Genomic DNA, 15,255 nt, shown 5'->3' on the forward strand with positions numbered 1-15,255 from the left:
GATCGGACACAGAAATAACGGGATATGACATACGGACTCCCAGCGGTAATCGCGAAAATGCGGCGCGCACGAACTGCGGGCCACGCGGCGGTTACCTCAAGAAATCAACGCAATGTCTCCGATCGGATGGGGCTGGGAACGGCTCCACGATAACCAAGGTCAACGAGGCCGTGCAAGTACATATTTCGTGACCCGACTCTCACCGCATGCGGTCACCGAGCTTCGGGAACCTCAACCCTCCGGATGCTGCTTCCACCGCGCGAGGGTGCCACGGAGCAGGCGAACGTACGGGGACCATCGGGCGGGCCGCGCCGGCGGATGGCCGACCGCTGTCGCCGCACGATCGAGCAGCTCCTCGATCATCGCGTCGTGCGACCACCGGATGACCAGGCTCCATTGCAGACGGCCACGCAGGTCACGCGGGGTCGCGATAATGGCATGCCGCAGTACGCAGGCATTCGCGCCGCTCTTCAGCACGTCGAAAGCGTGTGTGCCCACAAAAGGCGATTCGGGGCCGAACGTGAACTCCACCCGCCGACCGGGCTGGTAATTGGTGCAGGAGTATCGGTTACGGCCGTGGCCGCCGTCCGCACCGTCTGCCAGCGGACGATCCAGGACCAGCGCGGGCCAGTTCTGGTTCGGCCAGACGGGATTTCCGGGTTCGGCGAGACGGTCGAGCAGTGTGCCCGCGACGTCGGCGGGCACGGGCACGGTGCGCAGGTGAACATTGCGAATCATTGGATCCCCTCCCCCATACGGTACCGTATGGAACATTTTCCATACGGTACCGTATGGATTCATGGCGGAGAAGAGGCGACGACTCGGACGCGAGGATTGGATCGCGGCAGCCCTGGTCGCACTCACCCGGAAGGGCGTCGGCGCGGTGGCCATCGAACCGCTGGCCGCCCAGCTCGGCGCGACAAAAGGGAGCGCGTACTGGCATTTCGCCAACCGTGACGAGTTGTTGCGAGCCGCACTCGAGCGCTGGGAGCACGACGAGACCGACGCGGTCATCGCACTCGTCGACAATGTTCCGGACGCCGCCGGACGGCTACGAACGCTGCTCACCGCCGCGTTCGTGCACACCAGGGACAATCTGGCAGTACTGCTCGCGGGGACCGGCGATCCGATACTCGAGCCGGTGCTGGCCCGCGTCACCGAACGCCGGATCGCCTACATCGCAAAGCTTTTCGAAGAATTGGGTCTCCCGGAACAGGTCGCGCGGCGACGGGCGGTGCTGGTCTACAGCGCCTACCTCGGCAACGCGCAGCTATGGCGCACAGTCCCGGCGGCCTTGCCGTCGAACCCCGGCGATTGGCAGCACTACGTGGATGAGGTCCTACGGGCGTTCACGCCCTGACTCTCACTGCCCGATGCGGCGGGCCTTCATCCCGTTCTGCAGGGGGACTTCGGCGACTACGCCGCCGGGTTCCGCGTGCAGCATGCGGCCGTCGCCGGTGTAGACGCCGACGGTCGCGGGGCCGCGGACTCCGAAATTGCCGAAGACCAGGTCACCGGCCTGCGCTTTGATCAGCGGGACCTCGACGCCCTGTTCCCACTGCTGCTCGGCGGTGCCCGGCAGGGTGATGGCGCCGCCGCTCGCGGCGAACACCGAGGCCGTGGTGAAACCGGGTTCGTCGAAGCCGCCGTTGGATGGGCCCTGCGCACCGCCGCCGCCGAAAACATAGTGGGTACCGAGCCATTGCTGCCCGGCGGTGACGACCTGCGGGCCGAGCGTGGCGGAGGAATCGGGCTGGAACCGGCCGTCGCTGCCCATACTGCGGAAATTCGCCTCGGCCGCAAGGATATTCGTGACGTAGGGGCGGGTTTCGGTGAAGTGCGCGGCCACCTGGTTGGGCATGCCACCCGACGCCAGCACCGCACCCTCACCCGCGTTGTAGGCGGCCAGGGAGAGGGCGGTGACATCACCCGTCACCTTGCCCTCGTTCTCCCAGCCCTGAATCTTCTGCGCGATGGCGCACATATAGCGGCCCTGGCCGATGATGGCGTCGCCGTCGTCCCAGAGGCTGGCGCTGCCATTACCGTCCGCGTCGATCACATACGGCTGTCCGTCGGGGGCCAGTGAGGCTGCCGTACCCGGCAGGAACTGCGCCAAGCCTTCCGCGCCGGCGGGTGAGGTGAGACCGCGGTGGAAACCCGATTCCTGCTGTCCCTGCGCGGCCAGTAGCGAGGCGCTGATCTGCGGGCACAGCGATCCGGCGCGCCGATACCAGATCTCCAGCTCGGGCGGCACCTTGCCCGGAGCGAGATTGCCTCCGGCAGAACCGAATCCGTTCTCACAGGTGGGCGCATTGGCGGTCGGCAGCGAGGAACCGGCCAGCCACGGCAGGGGGTCGACCTGTTTTCCACCGGTCAGCCGGCCGCCGGGCACCACCTCGAAATGCAGGTGCGGGCCGGTGGATTCGCCATTGGAACCGACATCGGCGATGTGCTGTCCCATGGTGACGATATCGCCGGTGTGCACGAAGATGCCGGACTCGTACATGTGCCCGTAGACCGTGGAGTAGCGCTTACCGCTCTCGTCGATCGAGTCGATGACCACCCAGTCACCGAAACCCGACGCCGGACCGGAAGCGACGACCAGACCATCGGAGGCGGCATAGATCGGTGTGCCCGCGGCACCGGCGAAGTCGACACCCATATGCGTGCCGCCGCGGGCGCCGAACACATCGGAGACGGTGAAAGAGCCTGCCGCCATGGGGTATTGACGCCGCCCCACACCGGTCAGCTTGCCCGCCTCATTGACCGCACCCGGCATCGAGGCCAGCGAAACCTCCGGCGGCGCGCTGACGGTCGAGGTGGCCACCACGGTCTTGATGGTCACCTGGACACGATCCATGTGATTGCGCACCGGATCGCCGCGATCCTCCATGGGCGTCCACTGGGTGCCGTTGGCAGCGTCGGGAGTCCAGCTGCGCTGCTTCCACATCACGTAGTCGATGTGGAAGTTGGCCGCGCTCTGCTGCAGGAAGGCGACAATGGCATCACCCTTGGCCTGGTCATTGCCGACGATGAATTCGACGGCCCGGCCTTCCCTATGGTCCGGATAGGCGTCGTCGGCGACAACGCCGCGCATATCCAGCATGCCGAAACGGGCGACCACACAGCGCAGCGCGCGCAGCGCGCCGTCCTGCAAACCGGCCTCGGCAGCCGCTCCGGTGGCGGGGCAATTGGGTTCGGTGAGCGCCTGGGTGGTCGAGGGCACCACCGGTGTGCCCGCGCCACAGGTCTCTTCGCTGGAGGGCAGAATAATGACCAGGAGCAGCAGGAGCACCATCCCGGCCAGGCCGATGGCGCCGACGATCAGGGCTTTGGCCTTCACGCTCGAATACTCACGGCCGCCGCAGAGGTCACAGGAACATCATGCCATGGCCTACACACGGTTTCAGGGAGCACAACACTGTTTCGACACGCGCTGACGCCGTTTCGAGCGGCACACATCGGGCATCCCTACCTAATGCCGTACGTCACGCGCAATGAGGCCACCGCCGCCAGAATCATCGGCGGGGTCGGAGCACTGTTCGCCCTGTTCGAGGGCGTATATATCTTGCTGTTGGTACTGGAGGCCGATCAGGCCAATCGGTTCTTCGTCTTCATCAAATCATGGGCCGAACCGCTGGCGCTGTTCTTCCCGGGACTGTTCCACACCGGCAACGGCACCATCGACATCATCCTGAATTATGGTCTGGCGGCTATCTTCTGGCTTGTTGTCACCGGCTTCATCGCACGGATGGTGGCCCGCTAGAGATCGGCCGCGGCGAGGTCGAATGCGGTGAGTGCCGCGGCGAACAGCGGCGTGTGCTCGGACCGGCCCGGGTCGTAGCCGGTCAGGGTGGCTATGCGGTTCAACCGGTAGTTCAGCGTATTGCGGTGCACCACCAGGGACTCCGCGGCCGCGACCCGATTGTGGTCGTGCGTGAGATAGGCGCGCAGGGCCTCCATGAGATGCGGGTGCGCGGTCAGGGGTTCGAGCAGCCCGAGCAGCCAGGCGCGGGCCGGTCCCGGTCGCGCGAACTGGTACTGCAACGCCAGATCCGCCATGCGATACACACCGGTCGGTCGACCCAATCCGATGGCCAGGCGCGCGATCTCACCGGCCTCCTCGGCACGGGCCGGAATATCGGAAGTCAGTGTGGCGGTGGCGGTTCCGGCGATCACCCGCACGCCCGCCGCGGCGGCGATACCCGCGATCGCGGCATCCAGGCGCGCGCCCGGTTCGGTCGCGGGCACCAGCGCCCAGCCGCCGGACCGGTCCAGCACCGTCAGAGCCTGCGGGGACAGTGCGTCGATTTCGCCGTGAATGACGCGCATGGCGGGCCGGGCTCCGTCGGTGGCGGCGGGAACTTCGGCGGTGCGCAGCGCCAGCACGTGATAGCGGCCGAGCGTGATGCCGAAGCGCTCGGCGAGCAATTCGGCGGGCTTACCCTGCAGGAGCGCCTGCGCCAGTGCGCGTTTCACTTCCCGCTGCTCCCAGTGCAGATCCTGGCGCTCACGCAGATAGGACGCGGCGACGCCGGGCACCACCGCGCCCAGATATCCGAGCAGCTGCGGCACCGCCGCGATCAGCGCATCACGCTGCTCCGGGGTACGCGCCCCCGCGGCCATGAAATTCCACGCCGCCACCGCGCCCCGGTGATACACCGCGAGCACCGCATCGAGTGGAATCCCCTCGCGCGCACGGCGTACCGCCGCCTCGATCATCTCGTCGAGGTCGGCCGCACCCGGTTCGCGCTCCTCGATCAGCAGGCGCACGAACAGGCGCAGGTTCTCCTCGGAGCGCCGGATCAGGTCCTGTTCGACCCGCTCGGTGGGCAGCTGTTCGTAGTCGGGGACCGCCCGCACCACGGCGGTCATCATCTCCCGCGCCACCTCTGGCAGGTGCGCGGTCAGGAATTCCGTGAACGGTGCTGCCGACTCCCCCGGTGCAGTACTCATCTCGATATTGTGAGCGTGAACGAATCCGCCTGCACGGCAAACGGACACAGCAGGGCAATCCGGATGACAGGCTGCTCACATCCTGTCATCCGAACAAACTGCACGCCCGCACGGTTTTTCCGCGACCGACCGGTCGCTGGTACCGTTTCGAGGGGCGCGGATAGGGCATTACCGCCCTATGCCCTATATGTACGACACCTACCGCGAGAGCACCGCCGCCCGGTTGATCGGAGGCATCGGCGCTCTCTTCGCGATCATCGAAGTCGTCTACATTCTGCTGCTGGACTTCGGCGCGGATCAGACGAACCGGTTCTTCACCATCATTAAAGCGTGGGCCGAACCATTGGCCCTGTTCTTCCCCGGCCTGTTCCATACCGGAACACCCCATATGGACATCGCCGTGAACTACGGTCTCGCCGCACTGTTCTGGCTCGTTGTCACCGGGATCATCGCCCGCATCGTCGCCTGACGGACCACCGTGCGGGTTCGGCTCAGAGCTTCACGATCGAGGTCAGCGGGTAATCGCCCTGCTTCGACCGGCCGTCGAGGAAGCCCAGCTCGAGCACCACGGCCGCGGCCATGACCTCGGCGCCGGCCGCCTGGAACAGCGCCGCCGCGGCGGCGAGCGTGCCGCCGGTGGCCAGCACATCGTCGAGCAGCAGCACCCGGCGACCCTTCAGGTCGATGCCGTCGGCCGGGATTTCCAGTGCCGCCGAACCGTATTCGAGCGTGTACTCACGGCTGATCACCGGCGGCGGCAGCTTGCCCGCCTTGCGCACCGCCACCACACCGGTGCCCAGCACCGCGGCCACACCCGCACCCAGCAGGAAACCGCGCGCATCGATGCCCGCCACCAGATCCGCGTCCGGTGCGCAGGCGGCGAAGCAATCGAGCACCGTGCGGAAGCCCTCGGCATCCGCGAATACCGGCGTCAGGTCGGCGAAACGCACTCCGGGAGTCGGGAAGTCGTCGTGCCAGCGGGTCAGCCGCTGTACGGCTTCGGCCGCTCGGGCGGTGCGCTCACCGACGGTCTCGTCGGTATCCACCATTCCATGCTTGCTCATCTACACCCGCTCCTCTTCACCACGCCACCGCGGTCTTTACCGCTCCAGCACCCAACGATCCATATTCCAGCCCGCACCTGCCTTGGTGGGGCTGGCGACTCCATTCCGCATTCCGTCACCGAACGCGATGGTGCGTGGGGTGGCGAACAGGGGAATCGACGGCATCTCGCTCCACAGCAGGTTTTCCTGCTCATTGAGCAAGTTCAGCACGGTGGTCGAGTTGTCCTCCGCCGCAAGCTGATCCGCGATGGCATCGTAGCGACCGTTACCGTACCTATTGAAATTCAGGCCCTGGCCTGTGTGCAACGCCGCAATGGCATCGGTAGCCGACAGCGATCCGGAAGGTCCCGGCATGGCGGCCGTACCACCGAGAATCGCATCCACCTTGCCGTCGGTGAGCTGCTGCGCCGAGAAGTCCGGCGTCCCCGAGTCGACCACCGTGATACCGGCGGCCTTGCAGGAGTCGACGATCATGGCGACCGTCTGCGCGCGCCGATCGTCCGGGCGCAGATAGCCGATGCGGATGGTCTGATTCTGCAGTCCGGCCCCGCTCGAGGCCTGCGTGGCCGCGGCGACATCACCGTTCTTGTACTTGTCGGCGGCACCGGAGATCGCCCCGTAGTACAGCGAATCCTGCGGCACGGTACGGGAATTCAGCGGACCCGCACCGAGGCCGGAATCCACCTTGAAACCCGGGTGGCCCAGCTTGTCGAACAGCGCCTGCCGCGGTACGCACAGGGCGAACGCGCGCCGCGCCGCGACATTGCCGAAGACGCCGCCGGTGCTCAGCACCAGCTGCTCCACGCCGCGACTGGGGAAATTCTCGGCCGAGAAACCGCTCGGAATGCCGTCACCGAGCGCGCCCGTGCCCACATCGAGCACACCGACGGCCTTGGCCGCGACCTTGGCCTTCAGATCGGTGTTCTTGTCCCACACCACAATGCGCGGTGTCTTGGCCGGATTACCCCACCAGTGCTCGTTCTTCACCAGCACCAGACCGTCCTTGTCACCGAAGGATTCGATCCGGTACGGACCCGAGGACGGCAGCACATTGAGGTCCAGCTTGCCGGGGGCGAGCTTCCAGCCGTTGTTCCAGAAATCGGCAATACGCTCGGCGGTCGCCTGATCACCCGATTGCAGGGGCACCACCACATTCGGCGCCTGCACCGCCGTGGCCACAATGTGCGCGGGCATCAACTCGGAGGCATTGAACAGCGTCTTCCAGGCCGAATAGTGCCGGCCCGGCCGGAATACCACGGTGGCGTCCTTGGATCCGGGCGTGCAATCCACCCGCTCGATATCGGCGTACCCGGCGGTACTCGCCGCATCGAATATCGGAATCGGTCCGCCCGGACCGGCTTTGGTGAACCGGCCGCTGCGCGCGGCCCACGCCATCACCAGATCGTCACAGGACGTGGGTGTGCCGTCGGAGTACTTACCGTCCGGATTCAACCGGTACTGGATGGTCTGGGCATCGCCCGGGACCTCCTTGGCGGTGCCGGTATCGGTGTCCGCCACCGGCTGCCCGTCCGGACCGGTATAGAAGAACCCGGTCAGGACGCGCGAGAACACCGCCGCCGCACCACTTTCGGCGCCCAGCGTGCTGCCGCCGTTGTAACTGGCGACAACCGTGTCCACGCCGTACCCGATGGACGGCACCTGATTCTTCCCGGCGCAGCCCGTCACCATACCCGCGGCAACCGCACCGGCGAGCACGACGACGACACCGCGGCGAGCCGCGAAATAGCCCCCGCGGCGGGCCCTCTTATCGACCACCGACGGCAACCCCCTGCGCATAGCTCAGTGCCTCTTCTTGGTTCGTTTCCCGCTCGGCCGAGTTCCAGGTCGCGGTCCCTCACCACCGCGCGGACGCGATGCGGAGGCTTCCCGCCCGGCACCGACGGTGACCGGACGGCTGGCCGCATCCGCACGCTGCGCGGCCGCATCGGTTGCCCGCCCGGTCGACGCACCGCTGCGACGAGCCAGCACCTTCTTGGTATGCGCGGCCACCGGGCCGAAGCGCTCCTTGATGGTCACCAGCAGCGGCACTGCGAAGAAGATCGACGAGTACGCGCCGACGATCATGCCGACCAGCTGCACCAGCGCCAGGTCCTTGAGCGTGCCCACGCCCAGCAGCCATACCGCGATCACCAGCATGCCGATAATCGGCAGGATGCCGATGATGGTGGTGTTGATCGATCGCATCAGGGTCTGGTTGGCGGCGAGGTTCGCCTTCTCCGCATAGGTGTGCTTGGTCAGATTCAGCACCCCGTCGGTGTTCTCTTCGACCTTGTCGAAGACGACGACATTGTCGTAGAGCACATAACCGAGGATGGTGAGCAGGCCGATGACCGCCGCCGGTGTCACCTCGAAACCGACGAGCGAGTAGATACCCGCGGTCACCACGAGGTTGAAGAACAGCGAGCCGATGGCCGCGATGGACATATCGCGTTCGAAGCGAATCGCGATATAGATCATCGTCAGCAGTACGAAGACGCCCAGCGCCAGCAAAGCCTTGTGGGTGACCTGGCCACCCCAGGTCTCGCTGATCTCCGCGGTACTGATGGCGTTCATACTCGGCTGTCCGCCCGAGTCCTTCGGCTTGAACGCGTTGAACAACGCGTTCTGCAGCGTGTCGGTCTGCTCCCGGGACAGCGTGTCCGAGCGGATCTGAATGGTCGCGGCCGAACCCGAACCGACCTTCTGGACCGTCACGGCGTCGTGCCCGAGGGCCTGGTTGTAGACCTTCTCCACCTGTGAGGTGGTGGCGCCGTCCGCGGGCAGCTGGATCCGCGAACCACCGGCGAAGTCGATGCCCAGGGTGAAACCGCGAATCCCGATGCTCAGGATGGCGATCAGCAGCAGTACCGCCGCCAGACCGTAGAACAGCTTGCGCCGGCCGACGATCTCGAATCCGCCGGTGCCGGTGTAGAGCCGCTCGAACAGGCTGTGTTTCTTCGTCGTCTTGTCCGACTCGTAGTCGAGTTCGGAATCGATATCAAGAACGGAGCTGGTATCGCGCATGATCACGCCTCCTTTACCAGAACGCCGGACGCCACCTTGCGTTCCCGGGCGAGTTCAGCCACCGCGCCGAGACCGTTGACCGACGGCTTCGCCCAGAAGGCAGAGCGCGACGCCAGCATCAACAGCGGCGAGGTGACCAGGTACAGCACGATGATGTCGAGCACGGTGGTCAGACCCAGGGTGAAGGCGAAGCCCTTCACCTGACCTGCGGCCAGCAGGTACAGCACCGCAGACGCGATGAGGCTCACCGTCTTACCCGACAGGTTGGTGCGCTGTGCGCGCTTCCAGCCGCGAGGCACCGCGGATCGGAAGCTACGACCACCGCGCATCTGGTCCTTGATGCGTTCGAAGAACACCACGAACGAGTCGGCTGTCAAACCGATACCGATGATCAAACCTGCGATACCCGCCAGGTCCAGGGTGAATCCGATGGACCGCCCGAGCAGCACGATGAGCAGATACACCGCCACACCCGCGGCGACCAGCGAGAAGCCGGCCAGGAAGCCGAGCATTCGGTAGTAGAGCAGGCAGTAGAGCAGCACCGCGATCAGGCCGACGGCGCCGGCGATCAGACCGGCGTGCAGGGACGACAAACCCAGTGTGGCCGAGACTGTTTCGGCCTCGGAGGTCGCGAAGGACAGCGGCAGCGACCCGTACTTGAGGGTATTGCCGAGCTCCTGCGCGGTGGACTTGTTGATGCCCGTACCGGAGATGGAGGTGCTACCGCCGTACTGGCCACCCTGCTGCACAACGGGCGCGCTGACGACCTTCGTATCAAGAACGAACGCGAGCTGCTTGTTGTAGAACTCGGTGGTCAGCTTGCCCCAGGTGTCGGCGCCGCCGGACTTGAAGTCCACATTGACGACCCACTTGGATTCCTTCTGCTCGAAGACTCCGGAGGCGTCCTTGATCTCCTGGCCGTCGAGGCGGCTCTTGTCGAGCAGGTAGACCTGCTGGCCGTCGGTGCCACACGCGACCAGCGGCAGGTTCGGATCGTCATTGCCCTGCAATGGATCCGGCTTGGTGCAGTCCATGGTCAGCATGGCTTCCTGCTGAACCGACTGATCGGTGCTCTGCCGCAAGGCTTTTGCGGCGGCGATATCCTGCTGGGTCTGCTGCGGTGACACCTGCGCCGGCGCGGCAGGGGGAGCCGACGGCGTGGTCGGCGCCTGCGCCGGGAACACCCGGTTCTGCGCGGCCGGGGCCTCGGCAGTGGTCGGCGGCGTCTGCGCGTCGCTCGGCGCCACAGTTTCCGCCGGCGGCGCGGCGGGCTGCTGCTGCTGCCCCGCGGCGGGCGACTGCGGCGCACCGGGCTGCTGCGCGGCACCGGGCTGCTGGCCGACCGGCTTGCCGTCCTTCACCTGCGGGGCGATGGACTGCAGCACGGGGCGGATGTACATCTTGGCGGTGGTGGCGAGGGCCTTGGCCTGCGCGCCGTTCTCACCCGGGACCGTGATCACCAGGTTGTCGCCGTCGATCAGGACCTCGGAACCGGAGACACCCAGGCCGTTGACACGCTGCTCGATGATGCTCTGCGCCTGGCGCAGACTGTCCTGGCTCGGTTTCCCGCCATCGGGGGTACGCGGCGTCAGGGTGACACGGGTGCCGCCCTGTAGATCGATGCCGAGTTTGGGGCTGGCGGATTTGTCACCGGTGAAGAACACCAGGCCGAACATCACGGCCACCAGTGCGGCGTAGACGCCGAGCAGACGCAATGGATGCGCCGTTCCCTGGGAAGGTGGCACTGTACTTATCTCCTAGGCGGATTCGAGGTGGAACGAGCGGGCACACCGCAACGCCGTCGGCCACCGGATTGCGGAGGCCGACGGCGCGCGGGAATCTCAGTCCTTGGACAGCCGGGGGGCGTCGTCGGCGTTCTCGGTGGCAGCGTCGGACTTCGCCCCGAGGCCGTTGTCGGACTTCGCCCCGTTGGCGTTATCGGACTCCGCCTCCAGGGCGTTGTCGGACTCGGCTTCCGAAGCGGTATCGGTCGACTCTTCGGTCGTGGCGGCGGCATCCTCATTGCGGATCTCACGGATGCTGGCACGCAGCCACGTGGTGACGACGTCCTCGGCGATCTCGAGATCCACGGAGGTGTCATCGGCCTCGACCACGGTGCCGAACAGGCCCGACGTAGTGACGACGCGGTCACCGACCTTCAGGGTGTCCTGCATCTCGACGACCTTGGCCTGTTCCCGCTTCTGGCGGCGGACGCCCAGGAACATCGGGATGAGCAAGGCAACCAGCAGCAGCGGCAGCAGAAGGTCCATCGTCGAAGTCAGCCCTTAATTTGAGTGGTCGTGTGGTCGTTTCCCAGACAGTCTGCCAGCTGAAGCTGAGATAGGCCGCGCCGACCTGTACTGGATTCGCCCAGGGCGAAGGACACAGCAAGATCAGTCAAGCGCCGCGGCGGGCGGTCCGGCCAGACTGATCGGGTGCACATCGGACGGGATCGGCTTCGCGAACTGCTGGACGCGGTACTGGCAGAGGACAATTCGACGCTCGGCGAAATGGCGGCCGGGGCCTATGCCTCGCCGTTCCACTTCTCCCGGCAGTTCGCCCGCGGCACCGGCGAATCCCCGGTGGCGCTGCGACGACGGGTGCTGCTGGAACGTGCGGCCTGGGAGCTGAGCCGGGGCGGGAGCGTCACGGACGTGGCGTTCGCGGCCGGATACGAATCGGTGGAGGGCTTCAGCCGGGCGTACAGCCGGGCATACGGGCATCCGCCGAGCAGCACCGGTATCGAGCGGGCCGCGCGCTGGCTGCCGACCGTAAACGGCGTCCACTTCCATCCGCCCATGTCGCTCTGGGTGGAGAGCGAACCGAAAGGACGGGCCGATATGGATCCGACCGCGATCATGCTGCATCAGGATCTGGACGACACCCGGGAGCTGTTGCATCTCGCGGCCGGACTGAGTGCGGACCGGTACCGCCACGTACGCGCCCCGGGCTTCACGGTGATCCCGTGGTCCGGCACCGAGGAATCGCTCGCCGCGGTGCTATTGCAGCTGGTGTGGACGAAACAGGTGTGGCTGGCGGCGGTCGAGGGTGCGGACAGTCCACAGCAGCCGAGCGATGAGCCGGTAGCACTGCTCGAATGCTTCGAGGAGATCGGTCCGCGCTGGCTCGCGACGGTGCGTGAGATCGACCGGCGCGGGGGCTGGAACGACACCCTCATCGACGCACTCTGCGATCCGCCCGAGAGCTTCGTGCTCGGCAGCGTCATCGCGCACGTGCTCACCTACTCCGCGCATCGCCGACTGCTGGCGCGGCAGTGGCTGTCCGCCGAATTGCCCGATACCACACGAGAACTCGGCCACGGAGATCCGATCACGTGGCTACGACAGAGAGGTTGAGATGTCCTTCACCACCTATTACACCGCCAGCAGTCTGGACGGATTCATCGCCGACGCCGAGCATTCCCTCGATTGGCTGCTGTCGCGCAAGTCCGACGGCGACGGCCCGATGGGCTTCGACGGTTTCATCGCCGGAATCGGCGCGATGGTCGCGGGCGCCAATACCTATCAGTGGCTGCTCGACAATGACCCCGATGCCTGGCCGTTCGATATGCCCTGCTGGATTCTCACCCATCGCGAGTTCGCGGCGCGGCCCGAGCACGATATTCGCTTCACCAGCGAATCCGTACCGGCCGTCTACGCGCGGATGGCAGAGGCGGCCGGGGACAAGAAGCTGTGGGTGGTGGGCGGCGGGGAGCTGGCGGGGCAGTTCGCCGATCATGGACTGCTCGACGAGATCGTGGTGTCCTACGCACCCGTCATGCTCGGATCGGGTGCACCGCTGCTGCCGCGGCGACTCGAGCTCACCCCCACCGAAGTGGCACTGAACGGTGAACTCACCTGTGCCCGTTATGCGGTCGTGCGCGACTGACCGCCGCGCACGACCGACGAGCCGCTCAGGCGGACTGCGCCCCGTAGGTGTAATCGTCGAGCGGGAAGGTCACCGCTTCGCGGTGCGCGTTGAGCGTGCTGGTGGGACGCAGCAACGCCGCCTCACCGTGCTGGTTGTAGTAGTAGCTGCGCGCGGTGGAGCACTGGCCGCTGTAGAACACCGAGGAGTCCAGCTTGTCGGTGACACGATCCAGGAATCCGGCATTGGCCGCTTCGTTGACCTCGAAAACCTGTTCGCCGCGACGGTTCATCTCACCGAACAGACGGCCCATATGCTTCATCTGGGCTTCGATGGTGGTGAAGTAGGACAGCCCGCTGTAGGAATACGGGCTGTTGAGGCTGATGAAGTTCGGGAACTTCGGCACGCTGATGCCCTCGTATGCCTGGAAGCGGTTGTCGCGCCAGAACTTTCCGAGGTTGACGCCCTCACGGCCGATGATCTCGATGGCCGGGAAGTTCACATCCCACAGGTTGAAGCCGGTGGCCAGGATCAGGGTGTCGATCTCGGTCTTGTTGCCGTCGGCGGTGACGATGCCGTCGGGCTCGATGTGGTCGATGGAGTTGGTCTCCAGGCGCACATGCGGCTCGTTGAAGGTCTTGAAGTACAGGTTCGAGAAGGTGGGGCGCTTGCAGCCGAAGTCGTAATCCGGCGTGAGCTTCTTGCGAGTTTCCTTGTCCTTCACCGAAGTCCGCAGATGGGCCTTGGCCAGGGCGGCGGCAGCCTTGTTCAGCGGCTTGGCCTGCTTGAAATGCAGCACGCCGACGACCATGAGGGCTTCCAGCGCGGTGGTATTGGCCAGCCGGGCGGCCTTCTGCGTCAAAGGAACTCGCGCGAAGAGCGATTGCACCGACTTCGAGATGGCGACATCGACCTTGGGCACCACCCAGATCGGGGTGCGCTGGAAGACGGTGAGCGCCTCGGCCTTCTTGGCGACCTCCGGAATCAACTGCACGGCAGTGGCTCCGGTGCCGATGATGGCGGCCTTGCGATCGGTGAGATCGAAGTCGTTCTCCCACCGGGTGGTGTGGATGATCTTGCCCTTGAAGGTGTCGATACCCGGGAACGGCGGCGTGTACGGCTGTGACAGGAAGCCGGTGGCGGTCAGCAGGTAACGGCCGGTGAGGGATTCGCCGTTCTCGATGGCGACGACCCAGTGCTGCTGCTCTTCGTCCCAGCGTGCGCCCCCGACCACGGTGTCGAAGCGCATGCGTCGGCGCAGGTCGTACTTGTCGGCCACATGCTCGGCGTACTTCTTGAGCTCGGCGCCCGGCGCGAACAGTCGCGACCAGTTCGGGTTCGGCTCGAAAGAGTACGAGTAGGTGACCGAGGCGATGTCCACGGCCAGGCCCGGATAGTGATTGACGTGCCAGGTGCCGCCGAGGTCGTCCTCGCGCTCCAGGATCACGAAATTGCTCAGACCGAGCCGATCCAATTCGATGCCCGCGCCCATGCCGCCGAAACCCGCACCGACCACGATGGCGTCGTACTGAGGTGCCACGCCGAACCTCCCTGAAAGCTGCGGCTCACAAGAGCCCTGTGACTCAGTTGTCACGGAATGACATCTCATTCCGTTAATGAACACCGTATCATCGGGGTCGTGACGAAGCCATCCTCCCGACTCGAACGGCGCAAGGCCGAGCTCCGCCAGGAGATCATCGATACCGCGTTCGCCTGCTTCGCAGAGAAGGGCTATCACGCCACCGGCATTGCCGATATCGCCAATGAGCTGGGCATCGGGCACGGCACCTTCTACCGGTACTTCGCCAATAAGCGCGACATCATCGATCACGTCATCGACGATCTGGCCGCCCGCATCGTGGAGGCCCTGGGCACCGAGAACGCACCCGACGCGGCCGAGAGCCTGGAGGCGTACCGGGGGCAGCTCGAACGCATCGGCGCGGCGCTGAACAGCATCTTCCTCGAGGATCGGCGGGTGGCACAGCTGCTGCTGTTCCAGGCCACCGGTATCGACGCCGAACTCACCATGCGGTTGTACGGCCTGCTCGATACCGCGGACGCGCTGACCACGGCCTATCTGGAGCACGGTGTGGAACAGGGGTATCTGCGCGCCGATCTGGACACCGTCAATACCGCCAAGGCCGTCACCGGCATGCTGCTGGCGGCGATCCTGCACGGACTGCGCAATCCCGATCTCGACGAGTCGGCGGTCGCCGGCCTCACCCAGGCCATTCGGCGACTGCTCATCGACGGCGTGCGCAAGGACTGAATCCGCCACGCGCACACGGACTCATCCGACAAAGCGGATCCACAAGGGGCGGCGGCGATTCGGACATGAGCACAT

At 65.7% G+C, this 15,255-nt stretch carries 15 protein-coding genes; 6 read left to right on the top strand and 9 right to left on the bottom strand.

The genetic code is table 11. The features are described 5' to 3' along the window. Window positions 1-231: 231 nt before the first annotated feature. Window positions 232-738 carry an SRPBCC family protein gene (locus JWN03_RS28870; RefSeq protein ID WP_297621673.1) on the bottom strand — a complete coding sequence of 169 codons (507 nt, stop codon included), beginning with the start codon at window positions 736-738 and terminating at the stop codon, window positions 232-234. A gap of 61 nt (window positions 739-799) precedes the next feature. On the opposite strand from JWN03_RS28870, the gene JWN03_RS28875 reads away from it, so the two are divergent. Then, window positions 800-1,360, top strand: coding sequence for a TetR/AcrR family transcriptional regulator (locus tag JWN03_RS28875; RefSeq protein WP_297621675.1), 561 nt, complete (start codon window positions 800-802; stop codon window positions 1,358-1,360). Between the two features lie 3 nt (window positions 1,361-1,363). Here the strand turns inward: JWN03_RS28875 and JWN03_RS28880 are convergent, their stop codons facing one another. Further along, window positions 1,364-3,343, bottom strand: coding sequence for a peptidoglycan DD-metalloendopeptidase family protein (locus JWN03_RS28880; protein WP_366914490.1), 1,980 nt, complete (start codon window positions 3,341-3,343; stop codon window positions 1,364-1,366). A 135-nt stretch (window positions 3,344-3,478) separates the two neighbouring features. Here JWN03_RS28880 and JWN03_RS28885 point away from each other — a divergent pair, with 135 nt between their 5' ends. Further along, complete coding sequence (locus JWN03_RS28885; protein ID WP_297621677.1) at window positions 3,479-3,766, top strand: hypothetical protein; 288 nt, start codon at window positions 3,479-3,481, stop codon at window positions 3,764-3,766. Here the strand turns inward: JWN03_RS28885 and JWN03_RS28890 are convergent. After that, window positions 3,763-4,956 (bottom strand): PucR family transcriptional regulator, encoded by a 1,194-nt coding sequence (locus JWN03_RS28890; protein ID WP_297621679.1) that lies wholly within the window; start codon window positions 4,954-4,956, stop codon window positions 3,763-3,765. The genes JWN03_RS28885 and JWN03_RS28890 overlap by 4 nt on opposite strands. Before the next feature lie 178 nt (window positions 4,957-5,134). Here JWN03_RS28890 and JWN03_RS28895 point away from each other — a divergent pair, with 178 nt between their 5' ends. Next, complete coding sequence (locus JWN03_RS28895) at window positions 5,135-5,425, top strand: hypothetical protein (RefSeq protein WP_297621681.1); 291 nt, start codon at window positions 5,135-5,137, stop codon at window positions 5,423-5,425. Window positions 5,426-5,447: 22 nt separating this feature from the next. Here JWN03_RS28895 and JWN03_RS28900 read toward each other — a convergent pair whose 3' ends face one another. The 5 genes from JWN03_RS28900 to yajC form a co-directional block, all read right to left on the bottom strand. Further along, on the bottom strand, window positions 5,448-6,020 hold the full coding sequence (locus JWN03_RS28900) for an adenine phosphoribosyltransferase (protein WP_297621683.1): 573 nt from the start codon (window positions 6,018-6,020) through the stop codon (window positions 5,448-5,450). A gap of 36 nt (window positions 6,021-6,056) precedes the next feature. After that, window positions 6,057-7,709, bottom strand: coding sequence for an ABC transporter substrate-binding protein (locus tag JWN03_RS28905; protein ID WP_297621780.1), 1,653 nt, complete (start codon window positions 7,707-7,709; stop codon window positions 6,057-6,059). A gap of 111 nt (window positions 7,710-7,820) precedes the next feature. Continuing rightward, a complete protein-coding gene (gene secF / locus JWN03_RS28910) occupies window positions 7,821-9,044 on the bottom strand; it encodes a protein translocase subunit SecF (protein WP_297621685.1) in 1,224 nt (407 codons plus the stop codon). A gap of 2 nt (window positions 9,045-9,046) precedes the next feature. Next, a complete protein-coding gene (secD, locus tag JWN03_RS28915) occupies window positions 9,047-10,789 on the bottom strand; it encodes a protein translocase subunit SecD (protein ID WP_297621687.1) in 1,743 nt (580 codons plus the stop codon). A gap of 96 nt (window positions 10,790-10,885) precedes the next feature. Then, a complete protein-coding gene (yajC, locus tag JWN03_RS28920; protein WP_297621689.1) occupies window positions 10,886-11,314 on the bottom strand; it encodes a preprotein translocase subunit YajC in 429 nt (142 codons plus the stop codon). A gap of 165 nt (window positions 11,315-11,479) precedes the next feature. Here yajC and JWN03_RS28925 point away from each other — a divergent pair, with 165 nt between their 5' ends. Further along, a complete protein-coding gene (locus JWN03_RS28925) occupies window positions 11,480-12,400 on the top strand; it encodes a helix-turn-helix domain-containing protein (RefSeq protein WP_297621690.1) in 921 nt (306 codons plus the stop codon). Window position 12,401: 1 nt separating this feature from the next. After that, window positions 12,402-12,932: a dihydrofolate reductase family protein gene (locus JWN03_RS28930; RefSeq protein WP_297621692.1), complete on the top strand. Its 531-nt coding sequence runs from the start codon at window positions 12,402-12,404 to the stop codon at window positions 12,930-12,932. A gap of 25 nt (window positions 12,933-12,957) precedes the next feature. Here the strand turns inward: JWN03_RS28930 and JWN03_RS28935 are convergent, their stop codons facing one another. Next, complete coding sequence (locus tag JWN03_RS28935) at window positions 12,958-14,451, bottom strand: flavin-containing monooxygenase (protein WP_297621693.1); 1,494 nt, start codon at window positions 14,449-14,451, stop codon at window positions 12,958-12,960. Between the two features lie 57 nt (window positions 14,452-14,508). Between JWN03_RS28935 and JWN03_RS28940 the strand changes: the two genes are divergently transcribed. Then, window positions 14,509-15,180, top strand: coding sequence for a TetR/AcrR family transcriptional regulator (locus JWN03_RS28940; RefSeq protein WP_297621694.1), 672 nt, complete (start codon window positions 14,509-14,511; stop codon window positions 15,178-15,180). Window positions 15,181-15,255 lie beyond the last annotated feature (75 nt).

The sequence above is a fragment of the Nocardia sp. genome (assembly GCF_025465275.1).
In the GTDB taxonomy this organism is placed as follows: Bacteria; Actinomycetota; Actinomycetes; order Mycobacteriales; family Mycobacteriaceae; genus Nocardia.

Bases quoted from the DNA above. Each gene is read 5' to 3' on its own strand.
- JWN03_RS28895 (WP_297621681.1), top strand. From the start codon at position 5,135: ATGCCCTATATGTACGACACCTACCGCGAGAGCACCGCCGCCCGGTTG.
- JWN03_RS28890 (WP_297621679.1), bottom strand. From the start codon at position 4,956: ATGAGTACTGCACCGGGGGAGTCGGCAGCACCGTTCACGGAATTCCTG.
- JWN03_RS28940 (WP_297621694.1), top strand. From the start codon at position 14,509: ATGACATCTCATTCCGTTAATGAACACCGTATCATCGGGGTCGTGACG.
- JWN03_RS28900 (WP_297621683.1), bottom strand. From the start codon at position 6,020: ATGAGCAAGCATGGAATGGTGGATACCGACGAGACCGTCGGTGAGCGC.
- secF (WP_297621685.1), bottom strand. From the start codon at position 9,044: ATGCGCGATACCAGCTCCGTTCTTGATATCGATTCCGAACTCGACTAC.
- JWN03_RS28905 (WP_297621780.1), bottom strand. From the start codon at position 7,709: ATGGTGACGGGCTGCGCCGGGAAGAATCAGGTGCCGTCCATCGGGTAC.
- JWN03_RS28885 (WP_297621677.1), top strand. From the start codon at position 3,479: ATGCCGTACGTCACGCGCAATGAGGCCACCGCCGCCAGAATCATCGGC.
- JWN03_RS28870 (WP_297621673.1), bottom strand. From the start codon at position 738: ATGATTCGCAATGTTCACCTGCGCACCGTGCCCGTGCCCGCCGACGTC.
- JWN03_RS28930 (WP_297621692.1), top strand. From the start codon at position 12,402: ATGTCCTTCACCACCTATTACACCGCCAGCAGTCTGGACGGATTCATC.
- JWN03_RS28875 (WP_297621675.1), top strand. From the start codon at position 800: ATGGCGGAGAAGAGGCGACGACTCGGACGCGAGGATTGGATCGCGGCA.
- yajC (WP_297621689.1), bottom strand. From the start codon at position 11,314: ATGGACCTTCTGCTGCCGCTGCTGCTGGTTGCCTTGCTCATCCCGATG.